Genomic DNA, 17038 nt, shown 5'->3' with positions numbered 1-17038 from the left:
TCCCCCATGCGGTCACGGGCACACCTGGCCGGATGATCCGGCCAGGTGAACCGGTCAAAGGTTGAAGTCGGAACCGTTGAGCGTATGGCTTCCTGCGATTTCGATTCGGAAGTCGGGTTCGTCGCCTCCGCTCGTATTGCCCGTCACCACGGTGACGTCACCGTCATCGCGACTTTCGTGCGAAATACCGATCTGGCCCGGTGCGTTGGCTTGCCCGGCAACAAGTGTGAAACTCTGAACGCCGGTTGCACCGGTATTGGCGTCGATGCCCGAGAGATCGATCTTGTCACCGGTTTCAAAGCCCACGATCGTGTCGCCATCGGCGGCAGCCGCCGAGGAAAACACGAAGACGTCGTTGCCGTCGCCTCCGTCGACCACGTTGACCGCATTGCTGGCGGTTATCGTGTCGTTTCCCGATCCGGTCGTCACGTTTTCAACGCCATAAAGCGTATCTGTTCCGGACTGGGTTCCGGTTACACTGCCGCGTCCTCCGATGCCGGTGCCCAGATCAACATCGACGTCATCGTTGAGTGACCCCAGGTCTAGCGTGTCGATGCCGTCTCCGCCATCATACGCATCGTCCCCGTCATCCCGACGACCAATGAACATGTCATCGCCGTCGCCTCCGAAGATTGTGTCAGCTCCGAGTCCACCATCGAGCAGATCATTGCCCTCGCCGCCGGAGATCCAGTCATCCCCGTTCTCTCCGTAGAGAGCGTCAGCGTTTGCGCCGCCGAAGATGTCGTCGTCTCCCTCTCCGGCAAAGACAACATCGCGGCCAGCCCCAGCGTCGATCACGTCGTCGCCTTCTCCTGCCCGGATTACATCGGCGCCGGCACCGGCAATGAGGTAGTCCGTACCAGCCATCCCGACGATAAGGTCGGCCGCGGATGTGCCGAGCAACACATCGTCGCCCGCCGTGCCGACCATCGGTCCCGTCGCTGGCAGCACAACGTCATCATCCTCCTCGCCGAAGTCGTCAACCTCGCCCTCGGAACCTCCAGGCTGCTCACCGCTTGTATCCGGCGTTTCGTCAGCCTCGGGACCGCCTTCGCTCACCTGGCTTTCGAAATGGGGCAATCCGCCCTCGCTCCAAAAGGTGATGGAGTGGTCATCGGAAGAGATCGTGGTCGAGCCGTCACTATTTTGTACTGACGAATAGGCGTCGATCGACTTGCCATTGGCCAGAATTATCACATCCTGGGGTCGCAAGGCTCCGATGATCGTATCGCTGCCCCCGGCGCCCCTGAAGACGATGCGGTGATTTGAGAGAAGCGACGAGATGTCGACGGTATCGTCGCCATTCGAGCCGATTACGGTGATCGTATCGGGCCGCAGGCTCGTCGCCACATCGAAACTGCCATACATCTCTACGGTGTCGCCGCCGAACTGGCCGCTCGCGCTGACGCCACCACCATTGACAACGATCTCTTCGATTTCAGTGAGTTCGGCGATGATGGTTTCAGCCTCGCCCGCCACCTGGCGGGTGACGACGATCTCGCTTTCGTCACTGCCGGCAAAGCCTATCCGTGCCACCGCCTCGTCATAGGTGTAGATGCGATAGGTCTCGGCCTCACCATTGCCGATGATCTGGAACAGGTCGCCGCCGACGCCCTCGCCGCCGCCATTGATGGTGTCGGATCCGTGGCCGGGTTGCCAGATGAAGGTATCGTCATCGGCCTGGGGTGGGACGGTATCGTCGTCACCGTCGCCGAGATCATACCCGTTCAGCGTGTCGTCACCGGCGCCGCCTATGATGACGTCGTTGCCATTGCTGCCGACGATGGTTTCCCCGTCAGCGGATCCAAAGATGATCGCAGGGCCCGTCGGGGTGCCATCTGCGGCGTTGGCAATTACCAGGTCCGGACCCGTGCCGAACCGCACACGCTCGATATCTATGAGCGCATCGGTTCCACCATCACCGACAAGATCGGTGACCGAGGAAAGACCGTTCTCGTCGAAAACGAACTGATAGTTGCCGGCGGGTCCATCGAACACCGCCGTATCCTCCCCAGTTCCCCCGTCAAGCGTATCATCGCCCGCACCGCCGCTCAGCGAATCATCCTGATTGCCGCCGCGCAGGGCGTCGTTGCCCGCGCCGCCAATCAGCGTATCGTTGCCATTGGCCCCGAAGAGGTCGTTGGCACCGGCGTTGCCCATCAGGACGTTGCCGAGGGCGTTGCCGCGCGCGTTGAGGTCGGCGTTGCCGATCAGCCTGGCGTTCTCGACCGACCCGTTGACCACCTGATCGTCGAGCGTTGGGTGGAGATTGACGTCGATGGAGGAGATTATGGTGTCGATCCCGGCACCGCCATTGACGGTGTCCCCGTCATCTTGAACGACGAAGGTGTCGTCGCCGGCGCCGCCGATCATTTCGTCATTTCCGTTGCCGCCGACAAGGATGTCATCGCCGCCATGGCCGATAAGCGTGTCGTCGCCATCGAAACCCAGGATGAGGTCGGCATCTGCGCCACCCGGTGTGAGGCTTGGGTTGTTGTTGTTATCGCCCCGCACGAGGTTATATATGACGCCGTCGATCTCGGCCCGTTCGATGTTCTGAATCCGATCTCTGCCTCCGGCCGCGCTTGATATATAGAATGCGGTGCCATCGAGTTCGAAGTCGTGATCGGCGATCGAACCGGCAAGAACCACTGTATCGGTGCCGCCAGAGCCGCGCAGGTAATTGTCATCGGCATTGCCGGTCAGGCGGTTGTCCAACCCATTGCCGATGCCTTCGAATGCGCCATCGATAAGGGTGAGATTTTCGATGTTCTGATGGAGCTGGTAGGTCGAGAGCTTGGACCGCACCGTGTCGTTGCCGCCAAGAATCGCCTCGACGGGAACATCGCCCGCGTGGTCGACGACATAGGTGTCGTCTCCCAGGCCACCGGTCATGGTATCGGCGCCTGCGCCGCCATCGATCAGATTGGCCCCGTCGCCACCGGTCAGATTGTCGTTGTGGGTGCTGCCGAGAAGGTTTTCGATGGCAATAAGGCGGTCGATGCCGGCTCCTGCCGTGTCCTGCTCCTCGAAGCTGGTCAGACCGGCCAGCGAGACCGTGACGCCGCTGCTTGCAGATGCAAAGCTGGCCGTGTCGGTGCCGGCTCCGCCGTCGATGCGGTCATTGCCTTCGCCGCCCTCAAGCAGATCATCGCCCTCATCGCCCCAGAGTTGATCGTCACCGTCGCCGCCAGCCAGCATATCGTCGCCAAAGCCGCCGCGAAGCGTATCGTTGCCGGCTCCGCCGTCTAAACTATTGCCGAGACTGTTGCCCAGAAGTGTATCGTCGCCTGAGCCCGAGGTGACGTTTTCGATGCCACGTGTGAACGAGAAACCGCTGGCCGCGCCCGAGAGAAGGTTCACCGAGACGGCATCCGCCGTATCGTAGGCCAACGCGTCGGTGCCACCGGCCAGATCGGCTTCGAGATTTTCCACCGATGTGAGGCTGGCGCCATTTGCCTGGCTGACCACGCCGGAAGCCAGCGTGACCAGCAGCGTATCGTCGAGATTGGGGCCGTTCGTTTTCTGAACAACACGAAGCGTATCGTCACCGTCGCCACCGTCGACCGTGTCGTTTCCGTCCTCGGTGCCGTAGACGATGGTGTCGTTGCCGGCTCCGCCTGCGATGGTGTCGTTGCCGGACTCGCCAATCAGCGTGTCATCGCCGGCATCGCCGTTGAGCGTATCGTCGCCATCGCCGCCTTTAAGAACGTCGCCGCCAGCCCCGCCCGAGAAGGTGTTGTCGGACGCACCACCCTCGACCCAATCGTCGCCCACGGTAGTCCCGCCTTGCGCGTCGCCACCAACGCCCACACCGACTATGGCCTGGTCCGTCTCGATGCGATTTCCGACAATGTCGGTAACCTGCGAAATGACGGTGTGGGTGTTGAGGGAGTCGTCCTGATAGACGACTTGCATGCGAAGATGGAGCCCGACAAGATCTGGCCCCGGAACGAAAGTGCGGTCGTTGCCGCCAACTTCCGCCGGCACATCCACCCATCCGTCGATGCCATTGGCCGAGGACTGCCATTGATAGGTGAGCAGGAACTCCTCGAATGCATCGGTCATGCCGTCCGGATCGGTAAAGGCGATGGTCGCCGTCAACGGCTGACCCTCGGTTGGCGACATGTCGCTGATCGGCAGGGGGCCCACCGGGTCGTCGTTTACTCCCGTAACGGGGTCAGTCGGCTGGGATGAGACGATCTCGGTCACGCCACCTGCGTCGACATAGGTGCCAAGCACACGGATGCGCAGCCCTTCGTGCTCGTCGCTGGGCGTGAACGTATTTCCGGAAGATCCGGGAATATCGATATAATCGCCCGTACCGTCGTTGCGTTCTATCTGCCAGCGATAGGTAATCGCCTCGGGTGCAACTTTCCCATCAGGGTTATTGAGGTCCCCGATGTTGTCCGCGCTCACTGTCAGGGTTTGGTCCTCCCGCGCGGGAAGTCCCGAGATCTGCAGCCGGCCGGTCGGATTGAAGTTTCCGGTCTCGCGGATCGTGTACATGCCATCGGCGAACTGGATGCGTTCGATTCCGATCAGGGTATCGGTTCCCTCATCGATTTGCGGATCGATATCTTCGTGCTCACGCCGAGCGACATAGGTGCGGTCACCCACGTGAGTAATCTCGTACCAGTCCCGATTGCCCGCAAAGATTGCCGTATCGGTATCATCGCTGGAATCCTCGGCATAAAGAATTTCGCGAACGATGCTGAGCTGCCGGGGCTTGATCGTTCCATCGAGCAGGAAGTTCGCCAATTGCTTGGTGACGCCCTCTATGGTGACCATCTGGGTGAGGCTGTCGACGGTAAACGCCTCGGTTTCGGTGACATTGCCGCCCACATCGAGTTCTCGCACGCTGATCCTGACGTTGAGCCAGGCGTCACCATGAATGAAATCGTTGGCGCCGCGCCCTTCGAACGTGTCGTTTCCATCGCCGCCGAGCAGGATATTGCCCTCGGCCCAGGCAACGATGTCTTCGAGATCGACGTTGGGGTCGGTCGGCGCTGCTGCGATCGCGTCGCCGAGAAGTTCGCGCAGTCCGTCGATGCGATTGACGCCCGCCTGGGTCAGCCCGTGGTTTTCAAGGCTGAATTCAACCTCGATTTCCTCGGTACTGCCGCGGTCGTCGCCGCGCAGGACGTCATTGTGGATCCAGCCCGACAGACCTTCGGTCTGATCGAAACGGTCGCGCAGGATGTCATCGGCAACCGTGGTGAAGATGGGGATGCGCATATCCGAATCCGCCGCGACCGGGCTGCCCTTGTGGATCGCCCAGTCGAAGCCGAACATGCCTTCATTGCGCATGACGCTTTCGCCCTGCACCATTATGTCGTCGCCCGACTCGGCGTCGAAATCATGTTCATTCTCGCCCGCGAACATCACATCGTGGCCAAGGATAGTGGAATTGAAGAACAGTTCGGAATTGTCGCCAGCGGTGACATCGAACCCGTCTCCTCCCTCTATCCAGTCATCACCTTCGCCCCCGAGCAGGAAGTCGTGGTCCAGGCCGCCAAGGATGAAATCATTGCCCTCGCCGCCGAAGACCTCGGTCGCATCCACACCGACCAGGACGACATCCTGTCCGTCGCCGCCCATGATGACGTCGAGACCGTTGGAGTTGGCAATGACGTCGTCACCACTGCCACCCTTAATGAAATCGCCAGTGTCGCCGGTGTCGGTGATGATGTCATCACCCGCGCCGCCGATGATCAGATCGACGCCATGCCCGCCCTCGATCCGGTCGTCGCCAGCACCGCCCCATATGCCGTCATCGCCATTGCCGCCAATGATGGTATCGGCGCCGGACGTGCCGCCGATAACCATATGCTCGCCGCCGGTGAAGCGGATGTAGTTCTCGTCGGCGCCTTCCGTGCTGGGATCGTCCCGCTGCACCTTGGCGCGGATCGCCTCCATGAAGGGGTCATCGCCCTCGGGATCGAGTGCGATCTGCTTGGTCTCGTCGACTTCGAGCACGCCGTCATACTTGGCGAAGGAGTCGACGCCGATATGATGAGTGACAATATCGTCGTCGGTGCCACGGATTCCGTCCGGCCCCGGTTGGGTCAGGTCCGTATTGGCCATTATCATTTTCGAGAACGCGTTGTCCTCGAGTTCGGTCAGAAGGTTGAGACCCTGGGTCCGCGAGAGGTAATAGAACCTGTCGCCTTCCTGAAGGTTCTCCATCTGCAGCTCGAACACCGCGTTGAAGGTCGAGCCGAGCATGCCCCCGAATGGCATGATCTTTTCGGCCAGCCCGCCAATCCACAGATCGACAAGGTTGAGGCCGGTTTCCACGGCCGCCCATAGGCCGGTGCCGTTGAGGAAGTCGAGACGGTCGGCAATCGCGGCCCCTTCCTGCACGGCGTCCAGGCGCACGTCATCGACCAGAAGCTGGTTGGCGGTGCCCCCCGCGTGAACGATTTCGATGGTCAGTCCAAGCCCGGCTGCGGCCGCAACGATCGGCCCGGTTTCCAGCGTGACGGAGGACCATCCCCCTTCGGGCGGCGTACCCAGTGCGACGCTTGCGAGCGTCATCCCGTTCGAGTCGACCAGACGAGCCTCCCCGCCGGGCCAACCAAGGTCGGCTCGGTCGCCGATGTCGAGCGAGAGGCGATAATTTGCCCCCTCGACCAGCGTGACGCCGGTGTCCTGCGACAGCACCGCTCCGTTGCGGAGCCAGGCGACGGCGGTTCCTTCGACACCAGCCGGATCGATGACATGATCCGCCGGGTCGATCAGGCCACCCTCTCCGCCCGTCAACGTCCAGCCGTCCGGCGCGGTCATGGTGTAGTTACCGTTCGTGTGCACGATGACATCTGGCGCACCGGCAGCGAGCGATTGCGCCTCGAATCCGGCATTGGCGAGCGAAACTGACGTCGTCTCTGTCGGGTTCGACAGACCAAGAAGCTGCATCGCGGCTTCACGCTTGTCCTCGAGCGTCGTCGCATCGATGATGGATTGATGGGTGCCGTACGACGCAATGAAGTTGATGATCGAGGCTGGCGTCTTGAGGTTGGCCCCGAAGTCGGCCCAGCTTTCGTAAGGTTTGAGCCAGGTGGAGTTGCTGGCAGCATAGAGTTGCTCGCGCGCTTCGTTCAGCGAAGGCACGCCGGCATCCCGGCCGCGGGCGATGTTGATCGCTGCCAGATCCAGCGGAAGACCCAGGAGATTGTTGCGCAGCGATTCCACGACAAATTCGTCGATTGCGTTTCCGTGGACATAGGTCAGGCCCCGGATGATGGCACCCGCCGCCTGATCGGCGGAAATCTCCTGGTCGCGATCGAACATGATCGGGTTCAGGAAGGCCTCTATAAGGCCCACATCGATCCCCCAATCGGCAATGTCGACCGGGATTTCGTTCCCCAGTTCATCATAAGCCACCGGTTGTCCGGCATCGTTAAGCGGCAGGAGCTTGAGGTGATCGGTGAGCATGGAATGGCCGAACCGATAGACGGTATGGGCGAACTCGGCAAAAATCGCCGGATTGACGTCGGTGATCGTATTGAAGACGAAAACGTCGATGTTTGGCTGCACCTTGCGGCCAAATTCTTCGAAGACCAGGTGCTGGTACTGCATCTCGGTGGCGAAGCGCGCCGTCTGGAACAGGCGTTCACCGTCCCATTGCAGGGCATTGGCGTCGAACCCCGCCGTCACCGGGGTCAGGAGCCACTCGTTGAGGAACGCAATATCGTCGGGCAGGCCGCTGCTGGCGATCTCGAGGATATGGGCCTTATTGGCGTCGACCTGGCGATTGTGCTCGGAGTGGAAGACGTGGTGGACGGCCGTGAGCCCGATATTCTCGTTGCCGCGGCCGTCACCGGTGATGAAATGGCGGTCGAGCAGTTCGTTGTCGTATTGGAGGTTCTGGCCCGTATTGGGGTCGAAGGGAACCGGGTTGCCATACTCATCGGTTCCCGTGTCGGGATCCGGCTGCAGGATGGCCGGGGTGCCCGGCTCCACGCCGGGCGCAAGCACCGGGACTGCATTGTGTGCGATGTCGTCGAGGAACTGGTGCGAGGTGCGCACCGGCCCCAGCCCGCCATTGAGTTCGGCGAGCACAACTTGGTTGCCCGACACCCCGTCCCAGCTCACGGTCACGTCGTCTTCGGTGTTGGGGACAAGGTCTGGACCAATATTGATGACGACCTGCGGAAAGCCGTTCTCGCCGCGAATGAACTCGCCATAAAGATCGGTCAGGAGCAGCGGCACACCGAGCACGTCGACATCGCTCAGGATTATGCCGAGCTTTTCGGCTGCTTGGGCTTTGACGTCGGCCCAGGTTGCGAGCCCGCCATTGGCGCCATCGAGCAGGTGCCCGGTTGCCAGCGGTACCTCGTAGCCAAGTTCGGCGCTGAACACCATCTCATACTCGCGAAGGAAGACCTGGTGCGAGGGGTGTGAGGTATAGGTTTGGTTCTGATCGACAAAGGGCGTCGTCTTGTTCTTGGCTTCGGCGGTATCGTCGGACGTGCCGACGATACCGTCTTCGCCAGGTCCCGCCGCGGGGGTCAGGCGGGTCAGCGCCATGAACGCCATGTGGTCGGGCACCTCGTCGCCGCTGCCCGCTATGCCGTCGGGGCCGTGGGTGCGCAGTGGATCATCGGCGGCAAGCGGCATGAAAATCGTGCCGTTGTCCCCCTTGGCGATCAGGTCCAGACCATGATCGAAGAACTGCCCGAAAAATGTCATCCAGCCATTGAACGGCGCCGACAGGCCCTCGTCGGGTGCGAGGTTGGGCAAAACGATGGAAGTGCCGTCCATCTCGATCCCATAGGTATCGACAAGTGTCTGGTCCAGCGCGGCCTTGGCCGCGGCCACAGCCGGATCGTCGCTGGTGAGCCCTTGGATAGAGGTCATGTAAGCCTCAAACGCGGCTCTGACGCCGGCAACACCGGCGGCAAGATCGGCATAACCGGCATATTGCAGCGCCGCCGTTATCGCGGCTGGGTTGCGCAGGGTTTGATCGGAAATCAGGTTTGTGATGATGCGTGGATCGGCGTCGGCCACATTGCCGGTGTGACCGCCATTGCCGCCCGGTGCGAACGGATTGGTCGGTTGTCCAACCACGCCGTAATCGGTGTTTGTCACCGGCTGGGGCGCGCCCATGTCAACCGGGCCCATCGACTGCTGGTCGCCATCCATATCGTCGCGATAGTTGGGATCGAGCATGCGGGGCATGATCTGATCGGAAGCACCCCAGAGTTCGCGCCCGGGAATAAGATTGTTGTAACTGCCATCGACCGTCCGCAGACCGTAGGGCAGGTGCGGTTGAGCTATCAGCTGGTCGAGCGGTGTGCCGGCGACGTGCGCTTCAGCAATGCGAATTTGATCGAGGATGAATTCCAGATCGTGACGGTTGAGTTTGACAGCCATTTTGCCCTCCCGAGAACACTCTGTCGCAATCGGCCCCGGTCAAGGTAAAAACTGGGGACATCTACTTCGCAGTGTTGAGCAAAAGACTGACGCTGCGTAAGGTCGCAAGGTCCGACGACTTTCCAGACCTTGGATGCTAGGGACGTTCGACTATGGTCCGATCCGAAATCCGACTAAGGTCTGACGATGATGGGCCGAGGTTTTGGACGCGCCTCAGCTTTTCGAGCCAGTTTTTCCTTGCCGCTGCGATCGTTCTTTTCGTGGCGATGGCCGTTCTGGGCACATGGGTAAACGACCAGATCAAACACAGCGTTTTGGTAACGTCCGGAGCGCAGGGCGCCAGTTTCATGAACGGGTTCCTTGAACCATTGGTTCAGGACATCAACACCGACGGAACCCTGCCTGCAGAGAGCCATGAACGGCTCGATGACCTGTTTATCGGGACGGCGCTGGGCCGAACGGTGGCCTCGATCAAGATTTGGGTGGCCGACGGAGCTGATGCGACTGTCATCTACAGCACCACCAAGGATTTGATCGGCGAGCGGTTCGTTTCCACCGACGTCGAGCGTGCGGCCGCAGGCGAGATCGTGGCTGAGTATGAGGACCTCATCAGCCAGGAAAGCGCCTACGAACAAACGCTCGACATGGCTCTGATCGAGGTTTACGCGCCCCTCTACCGGACAGGAACCGATCAAGTTCTGGCTGTTGGTGAAATTTACGAAAATGCGAACGCGCTTGCCGAAGAACTCGCCATCAGCCAGATGACCAGTTGGCTAGTCGTCCTGCTGACGACGATTTTCATGCTGGCGGTGCTCTATGCCATCGTGAGGCGCGGCAGCCGAACCATCGCTTTGCAACGTTCCGATCTCCAGCGTCACGTCGCCGAAGCACAGGCGATGGCCGATCAAAATAGCCTGCTGCGGATCGCGGCTGACAGGGCGCGGCTCGACGCGAGCGAGGCCAACGAGCAACTGCTTGCCCGCATCGGTTCGGATATCCACGACGGTCCGATACAGCTCCTCAGCCTCTTCATGCTCAAATTCACGAAAATGGGCGGCCGCGGGGACGACCGGACCGATGTTCAAAAAGCTCTTGAGGGCCTGTTCAACTCGGCGCTCTCCGAATTGCGCACAATCTCGTCGGGCCTCTCGCTTCCCGAAATTGAAGAGCTTTCTCCGAGGGAGGCCCTGGAGCTTGCGGTATTCCGGCATGAAGACATTGTTGGCACCAGAGTAACGACCAATTTTGGCGATCTGCCCGAATTCCTGACGCACGCGACAAAAATCTGCGCCTATCGGGTTATTCAGGAGGGCCTCTCGAATGCAACCAAACACGCGCCGCGCGCCCAACAGAGCGTTAAAGCCCTTGTGGTCGGCGGTTGGCTCGAAATCGAAGTGGCAGACGATGGCCCGGGAGTCCGTCAAACGGACAATATAGTGAGCGGAAGAGAAAAGTTGGGCCTCGCTGGCATGCGCAACCGGGTAGGCGCACTGCAAGGCAATCTCGAAGTTCATTCCGAACTTGGCGTTGGAACCAGGATAAAGGTGACATTGCCACTCGAAGGCGGCGAACACCAACCGCGCCCGGCAAATGACGTCAGTTAAAGTCTTCTGTCTTTTGTGCAGCGATCACCACTTCAAGGCGATTGCGCGCGCGCAGTTTTGCCATCAAACCGGTCATGTAGTGTTTTACCGTTTTTTCGCTCAGATCCAGCGTTGCCGCGATCTCTCGGTTTGTACGGGCGTGCAAAAGTTGCGCCACGATCTGTTTTTCGCGGGCACTTAGCCTGACTGCATTCCTGACCTCTTCGGCGCGCTTGCGCTTTTGCAGACCATTCAAAACCTGGGTTGCATATTGACGCGTGACGAACATTTCACCCCGCTGCACGACCGAAACGGCCTCGAACAGCTCGTCATAGGAACTGCCCTTGAGAACGAACCCCATTGCTCCGGCATCAAGGGCACGCAAGGCGGAATCTACGCTTGAAAAGGCTGTGAAGACCAGAATGCGCGTCGAGGGGAACTTATGCGTAATTTCGGTAATGGCGGCGAAAACATCTCCGGGCATGCTGAGATCGAGGAACAGGATCTCCGGCGACTTGTTCTCCATCAAATCCAGCGCGTCCGCAGCCTCGCCGCCCAAGCCTACCACTGCGAAATCGGGATGCTCCTCAAAAAGCTCAGCCATCCCCAAGAGCACGACAGGATGGTCATCTACGAACGCTACTGTTGTCCTGGATGCACGCATCACGACACCCCAATTAAATTATGCCCTGACGATGAACTGTACTTTAGATTTTACCAAAAAGTAAATAATATAAATAATAGGTTAACGCCGCTGCCCGAATAATCGGCGTGGTCAAACTTGACCGACCTGTCGATAAGCTCTTCAGGACATCGTTGCAAATCTCTCAAGACTGTCGCTGGTCTGAGAGCGCCTCTCGAAAGGGGATAAGGGACTGACGCTGTGAAGAATCAGAACTGGACTCCAGAGCCGTTCAGGATTTGATTGCATCAAATCCCTGTCTCTAAACCTTTGTTTTGTCGCTTGTCCGAACCGAAATGCCGTTTCCATCCCCGATCGGGTCGAGGATATGCTTTTGCTGGACGCGCTCTAGCAGCCCTCGCCGATATCGGCAGCGCATCGGAAGCCGATCATGGGTGAGCGGGCAAGGCCCGCGCCGACGGCGAGAAGTTTTACCGAGCGCTCGGCGGGCAGCGGGCCGGACTCAACGTACCAGTCCGACACCTGGGGCAGCGCAGCGCAGCCGCCCTTGAGGATGGCAAAGCGGGTGCGACCGTCGCGATGTTCACTTTCGGTCAGGTTCCAGACCTGCGGTTCGGCACGGTTGAGCAGGTCTTGCTCCGCGGCCACCTGCCATTCGTCTTCGGTCGGCAGGCGCAATCGCGCCCATGCTGCATAGGCGCGGGCGTCGTCGAGTTCGACATGGGTGACCGGATCTCCTTCAGTGCCGGGGCGGGGGGGTCCGTTATGCCAGTGGGCCAAAAAGCGCTCGGGGCGGATTGGCTGATACCCCGTTTGGGACAGAAACTCCGCAAATTCGCCGTTGGTGACTTCGTCGCGCGCAATGGCTATGCGGTGCGCGAAAACCGGACGGGTCATCGTCGCGATCTGGTGCAGGCGGGGCGGCAGGGGTTTCCATTCCTCCAAATAGGGCGTTTCACCATACAGTCCGGTTTCACGCAGCCGGTAGGTGACCGTTAGCTCCCCGTCTGGGATGTTCAGCACACTCATGCCCGACGGCGAACTCTGGTGCGGTACAAAAGGGGTTGGGATACGCTCTGTGGCACGGGTCGGGAAATCGGGGCTGGCTGTCGCGATATCGGGCTCGACACCGGACGGAACCGCACGGTTGGCGATGCAGGCTATGCCGCCGGCGGACATGATGCCCTAAAGCGCGATGCGCCCGTTCGCTTGCCGTTCCGTTGCAAGGGTCTGCCCGGAGACCAGATCGACCCAAATCCCCCGTTCTTTGTGATCCGGTTCGACCACCAGGAGCGGGCCCGCATGGTCCTGGCCGCGATTGACAACGGTCCACAGGCGAGAGTTTCCGGCTTCCCAGCGCGATGCGTAAACCTGGGCGTCGGTCTCGGGATGATCTGCGAGCGGGGTCCAATTCTCCGAAACGAAGTGATCGGCATGTTGCCCATAAAGCCGACGCATATGAGCAAGAATGGCCCGGTCGCGCGCGTTCCAGCCGACCCAGACACCAAACACCACCGGCCACACAAGAACGCCTGTGCCGTTGAGCCAGGCTGAGTGAAGTTCGTCGAGGTGCGAGCGGTTCCAGCGGCGAATGTGATGCAGTTCGTGGCGGCGCTCGAACCATTTGGCCCGCAGCACGCCGGGCACCTCGGAGTCCGCGAACCACTGCGCCCAACTCATGGTCTGATCTGCGATCTGGGCGAGGGGCACGCGGGATTCGCACTCGATAGGCAGCGTCGGATCGATAGTATCGAGCGCGGCGCGCAGGCGGGTGGACGCTTCCTTGGAGGAGTCGAGAAATACGGCATCAAAGCCGCATCGCTCAACGATCGCGGTGACCTTCTCTATCGCTTCGGGCCCCGAACCCGTCTCCCAGGGGTAATAGGTGAAATAGACTTTGACGCCACGCCGCTGGAAGGCCGCGACGATTTCGGGGAGTTCGGGAATGTCCTCGAAAAACGCGAAATGGTCGCGCGAATCTATGCCGAGCACGGGATAGGCATTCCAGAGCATGACGGCGTCGACGCCCCCCAATTCGGCATCTCCCGCATCGAGATAGGCATCGACTGTGAAGCGCCCGATGGCAAAATCGTAGAGCCGTTCGTCCCACAGCCAGACCATTTCCACGACGCGCGGTCCTGCCCCAGCCATCGCAGCGTAGCGGTGCGGATCGTACTCGATCCGACGCCGGGCCTCGTCCCGCCATCGCGTCATGGCGGCCCGCCAGGCCGGCCAATCGGCGGGATCCTCGGGTGCGGCAAAGACCTTGGCTTCATCAAGAACAGAAAGATCGGCGTCGGGCGCGAGCGGTACGCGAGCCGGCTTGTCGATGGGTCGCGGGACGTAAGGGGAGAAACCAGGGCGGGTCATGTGGGTCAATCGATTTGGTGCGACAGGATCGAACGGGCGCGGGCGATGATCGGGGCATCGATCATGCGGCCATCGATCGTGAAGGCGCCCGCCTTGGTCTCTTGGGCAGCGGCCAGGACGCGATGGGCCCAATCGATCTCCTCGGATGTCGGGGCAAAAACTGCGTTCAGAACGGGAACGGCAGAGGGATGCACGCAGCTTGCACCGTCGAACCCGTGGCGACGCGCGTCCTTGGCGGCCTCCTCGATGGCCGTCAGGTCGGTGTAATCGGCTATGGAGCGGAAAAGGCCCAGAGAGAGTTTTCCGTATGCCTTTGCCGCATAATGGATCAGCAGCTTGGGCGTTCGCAGCACATCGGGGTCGGGGAGGGCGCCTAGAGCGGTCGCAAGGTCTTCACCGCCGGCGGAAAGGCCGGCTACGGCTGGATGAGCGGCAATGGCAGCGACATCGAGAAGCGCCAAGGGGTCTTCGATCAAGGCAAAGAGGGGAAGACCGGAACCTTCAGCCGCCAGAGCATCGATGCGCGCGCGATTGGCTTTGGACACGTAAAACCCATCGGCGCCCGCCGCTGCCGCAACGTCTTCGCTCGCGCTTTCGACATTGATGCGCACGAAGACCTTGGCACCATTTCGCCCGGCCGAGCGGATGGAGGCGGCAAGCGCTTTCCGCGCCGCATCTCGGCGCTCGGGGCGCACCGAATCCTCAAGATCGAGAATGATCGCATCGGCACCGCGTTCGTGAGCCTTGGCGACGAAGCGCTCATTGTCGGCGGGGACGTAAAGCAGCGAACGCAATCTCATTGTGAAACGTCCAGCGCGGCTGCGATGTTGTCCGGGTCGAGACCGATTTCGCTTAAGATGGCCGCGCCATCGGCGCCCAACTCGGGCGCGGCGCGATAGAAACCACCGGGGGTCGCCGAAAGGCGCGGCAGGACGTTGTGCATGGGCAGGGCGCCGAATTGGGCGTCCTCGAGGTCGACGAAAACCTCGCGCTCGCGGAAGTGAGGATCCTCATAGGCATCGGCAATGGAATAGATCGGGCCCACCGTTGCCCCGGCATCGCGCATGATCTTGAGGGCATCCTCGCTGGCGCGGGCCGAAAACCAGCCGCCGATTGCCGCGTCGACGAGATCGCGGTGCTTGATGCGGTCCGAATTGGTCGCGAACCTGGGATCGTCGATCATGTCGGGCCGGCCGATGATTTTAAAGATCCGTTTGGCGACCGCCTGTGTCGAGCCTGAAAGGGCCAGATACTTGCCGTCGGCGCAGACATAGACATTGCGCGGGCAAGAGGTGTTGGAAGCGGACCCGATGCGCTCCTTGACGACACCGGTCCTGGCAAAGATCGCCGCTTCGGGGCCGAGGACCGAAAAGATCGGCTCGAGCAGCGAGAGATCGATGATTTGCCCTGCGGCATGCCCCTTTTCCCGGGCGAGCAGGGCCGTGATTACGGCCGAAGCGCCATAAACGCCGGCGATCATGTCGGCCAGGGCAAGTGGCGGCAGGACGGGTTCGCGGTCGGGAAAGCCGGTACGATAGGCATAGCCGCTCATCGCTTCGACGATGGTGCCGAAGCCGGGGAGGTGAGAATACGGGCCGGTCTGGCCATAGCCCGAGACGCGCAACACGATCAGGCCGCGATTGCGCGCATGCAGTGCATCGGGGCCCAGTCCCATCTTTTCGAGCGTGCCGGGACGGTAATTCTCGATCAGCACATCGGCGCCATCGATCAGCGACCACAGGGCTTCCATGGCTGCCGGGCGTCTCAAATCGAGCGCTATAGAGCGCTTGTTGCGGCCATAGACTTTCCAGTAAAACGGCGCGCCGCCGTCTTTCCAGGCGCGCAGCGGATCGCCGGAGGGCGGTTCGACCTTGATCACCTCGGCACCGAAATCGCCAAGTTGCAGCGAGGTCATGTTTCCGGCCACGAGGCGCGAGAGATCGATGACCTTTACGCCCTTGAGCGGGCCTTCGGCGTCGGGCGTGAACCTGCGCGCCATCAGCGCAGCCTCGCGCCCGTCCTGGCGTCGAACAGCAAGGCCTTGTCAGCATCAGGCGCGACGGAAATCGTATCGCCAGCCGAGAGGATCGCGCGATTGTGCAGAACCACCGAAAGCTCGGCCCGTCCGACGCGAACGGCGAGTTCCTGGCTGTCGCCTGTCGGTTCGACCAGAACGATTTCCGCTTTGGCGCCGGTCTCGGATACGGTGAAATGCTGGGGGCGAATGCCGTAGGTAACGGGCGTGCCTTTTTCGAGCGTCACCGGACCGGGGAGCGGCATGCGTGTGCCGTCGCTCAACTCGACGGCGGCAACGTCGGGGCCAAGCGTTTTGGCTGCGAGCAGGTTGATTTCGGGCGAGCCGATAAAGCCGGCAACAAAGGCATTGGCCGGATCCTGATAAACCTCGAGCGGAGTGCCCAGTTGGGCAATGTCACCATCGTGAAGAACGACGATGCGGTCGGCCAACGTCATGGCTTCGGTCTGGTCATGGGTGACATAGATCATCGTCTTGCCCAGCCGCTGGTGCAGTTTCTTGATCTCCGAGCGCATCTTGACGCGCAGCTTGGCATCGAGATTGGAGAGCGGTTCATCGAACAGGAACGCGGTCGGGTTGCGCACGATAGCCCGGCCCATGGCGACCCGCTGGCGCTGCCCGCCCGAAAGTTCGCGCGGCAGGCGGTCAAGCAGGTTTTCAAGGCCCAGAATGTCGGCGGCAACCTTCACCCGTTCCGCGATCTCGGCCTTGGGCTGTCCGGCCAGCTTGAGCGCGAAGCTCATGTTGTCGGCCACCTTCATGTGCGGATAAAGGGCGTAGGACTGGAACACCATGGCAAGGCCACGCTGCTTGGCGGGCATTGTGTTGACCACCTTGCCGCCGATTTCCACATCGCCTGCCGTTATGTCTTCGAGCCCGGCGATCATGCGCAGCAGCGTCGACTTCCCGCAGCCCGATGGACCCACCAGAACGACAAATTCGCCTTCGGCGATATCGATGGAAATGTCGTTGAGCACCGGCACCTGGCCGTAGCGCTTGTGGACATTCCTGAGCGTGATCTGGGACATC

Annotated in this window: 8 protein-coding genes; 1 reads left to right on the top strand and 7 read right to left on the bottom strand. The window is 61.0% G+C overall.

Annotated elements, in window-relative coordinates; all coding sequences use genetic code 11:
* Positions 1-54: 54 nt before the first annotated feature.
* Positions 55-9378: a peroxidase family protein gene (locus ACP148_RS13710; protein ID WP_421953245.1), complete on the bottom strand. Its 9324-nt coding sequence runs from the start codon at positions 9376-9378 to the stop codon at positions 55-57.
* A gap of 152 nt (positions 9379-9530) precedes the next feature.
* Here ACP148_RS13710 and ACP148_RS13705 point away from each other — a divergent pair, with 152 nt between their 5' ends.
* Positions 9531-10982 (top strand): sensor histidine kinase, encoded by a 1452-nt coding sequence (locus ACP148_RS13705; RefSeq protein ID WP_421953244.1) that lies wholly within the window; start codon positions 9531-9533, stop codon positions 10980-10982.
* Here ACP148_RS13705 and ACP148_RS13700 read toward each other — a convergent pair.
* The 6 genes from ACP148_RS13700 to ACP148_RS13675 form a co-directional block, all read right to left on the bottom strand.
* On the bottom strand, positions 10975-11625 hold the full coding sequence (locus ACP148_RS13700) for a response regulator transcription factor (RefSeq protein WP_421953243.1): 651 nt from the start codon (positions 11623-11625) through the stop codon (positions 10975-10977). The two genes, ACP148_RS13705 and ACP148_RS13700, sit on opposite strands and share 8 nt — an antisense overlap.
* A 366-nt stretch (positions 11626-11991) precedes the next feature.
* A complete protein-coding gene (locus ACP148_RS13695; protein WP_421953242.1) occupies positions 11992-12783 on the bottom strand; it encodes an SUMF1/EgtB/PvdO family nonheme iron enzyme in 792 nt (263 codons plus the stop codon).
* Positions 12784-12789: 6 nt separating this feature from the next.
* The gene (locus tag ACP148_RS13690) at positions 12790-13974 is read right to left on the bottom strand and encodes a hypothetical protein (protein WP_421953241.1); all 1185 of its coding nucleotides are present in this window, start codon (positions 13972-13974) and stop codon (positions 12790-12792) included.
* Between the two features lie 5 nt (positions 13975-13979).
* Entirely contained in the window at positions 13980-14774 is a 795-nt protein-coding gene (locus ACP148_RS13685; RefSeq protein WP_421953240.1) for an HpcH/HpaI aldolase/citrate lyase family protein, read from the bottom strand.
* The gene (locus ACP148_RS13680; protein ID WP_421953239.1) at positions 14771-15973 is read right to left on the bottom strand and encodes a CaiB/BaiF CoA transferase family protein; all 1203 of its coding nucleotides are present in this window, start codon (positions 15971-15973) and stop codon (positions 14771-14773) included. The genes ACP148_RS13685 and ACP148_RS13680 overlap by 4 nt, the downstream gene beginning before the upstream one ends.
* The gene (locus ACP148_RS13675; RefSeq protein ID WP_421953238.1) at positions 15973-17037 is read right to left on the bottom strand and encodes an ABC transporter ATP-binding protein; all 1065 of its coding nucleotides are present in this window, start codon (positions 17035-17037) and stop codon (positions 15973-15975) included. Before ACP148_RS13675 ends, ACP148_RS13680 begins: the two co-directional genes overlap by 1 nt.
* Between the last annotated feature and the right edge of the window lies 1 nt (position 17038).

It is taken from the genome of Pelagibacterium sp., assembly GCF_965249125.1.
GTDB lineage: Bacteria > Pseudomonadota > Alphaproteobacteria > Rhizobiales > Devosiaceae > Pelagibacterium.
The sequence above is the reverse complement of the archived record's forward strand: the minus strand, read 5'-3'. Positions and strand labels throughout refer to the sequence as shown.

Bases quoted from the DNA above. Each gene is read 5' to 3' on its own strand.
- ACP148_RS13710 (WP_421953245.1), bottom strand. From the start codon at position 9,378: ATGGCTGTCAAACTCAACCGTCACGATCTGGAATTCATCCTCGATCAA.
- ACP148_RS13705 (WP_421953244.1), top strand. From the start codon at position 9,531: ATGGTCCGATCCGAAATCCGACTAAGGTCTGACGATGATGGGCCGAGG.
- ACP148_RS13700 (WP_421953243.1), bottom strand. From the start codon at position 11,625: ATGCGTGCATCCAGGACAACAGTAGCGTTCGTAGATGACCATCCTGTC.
- ACP148_RS13695 (WP_421953242.1), bottom strand. From the start codon at position 12,783: ATGTCCGCCGGCGGCATAGCCTGCATCGCCAACCGTGCGGTTCCGTCC.
- ACP148_RS13690 (WP_421953241.1), bottom strand. From the start codon at position 13,974: ATGACCCGCCCTGGTTTCTCCCCTTACGTCCCGCGACCCATCGACAAG.
- ACP148_RS13685 (WP_421953240.1), bottom strand. From the start codon at position 14,774: ATGAGATTGCGTTCGCTGCTTTACGTCCCCGCCGACAATGAGCGCTTC.
- ACP148_RS13680 (WP_421953239.1), bottom strand. From the start codon at position 15,973: ATGGCGCGCAGGTTCACGCCCGACGCCGAAGGCCCGCTCAAGGGCGTA.
- ACP148_RS13675 (WP_421953238.1), bottom strand. From the start codon at position 17,037: ATGTCCCAGATCACGCTCAGGAATGTCCACAAGCGCTACGGCCAGGTG.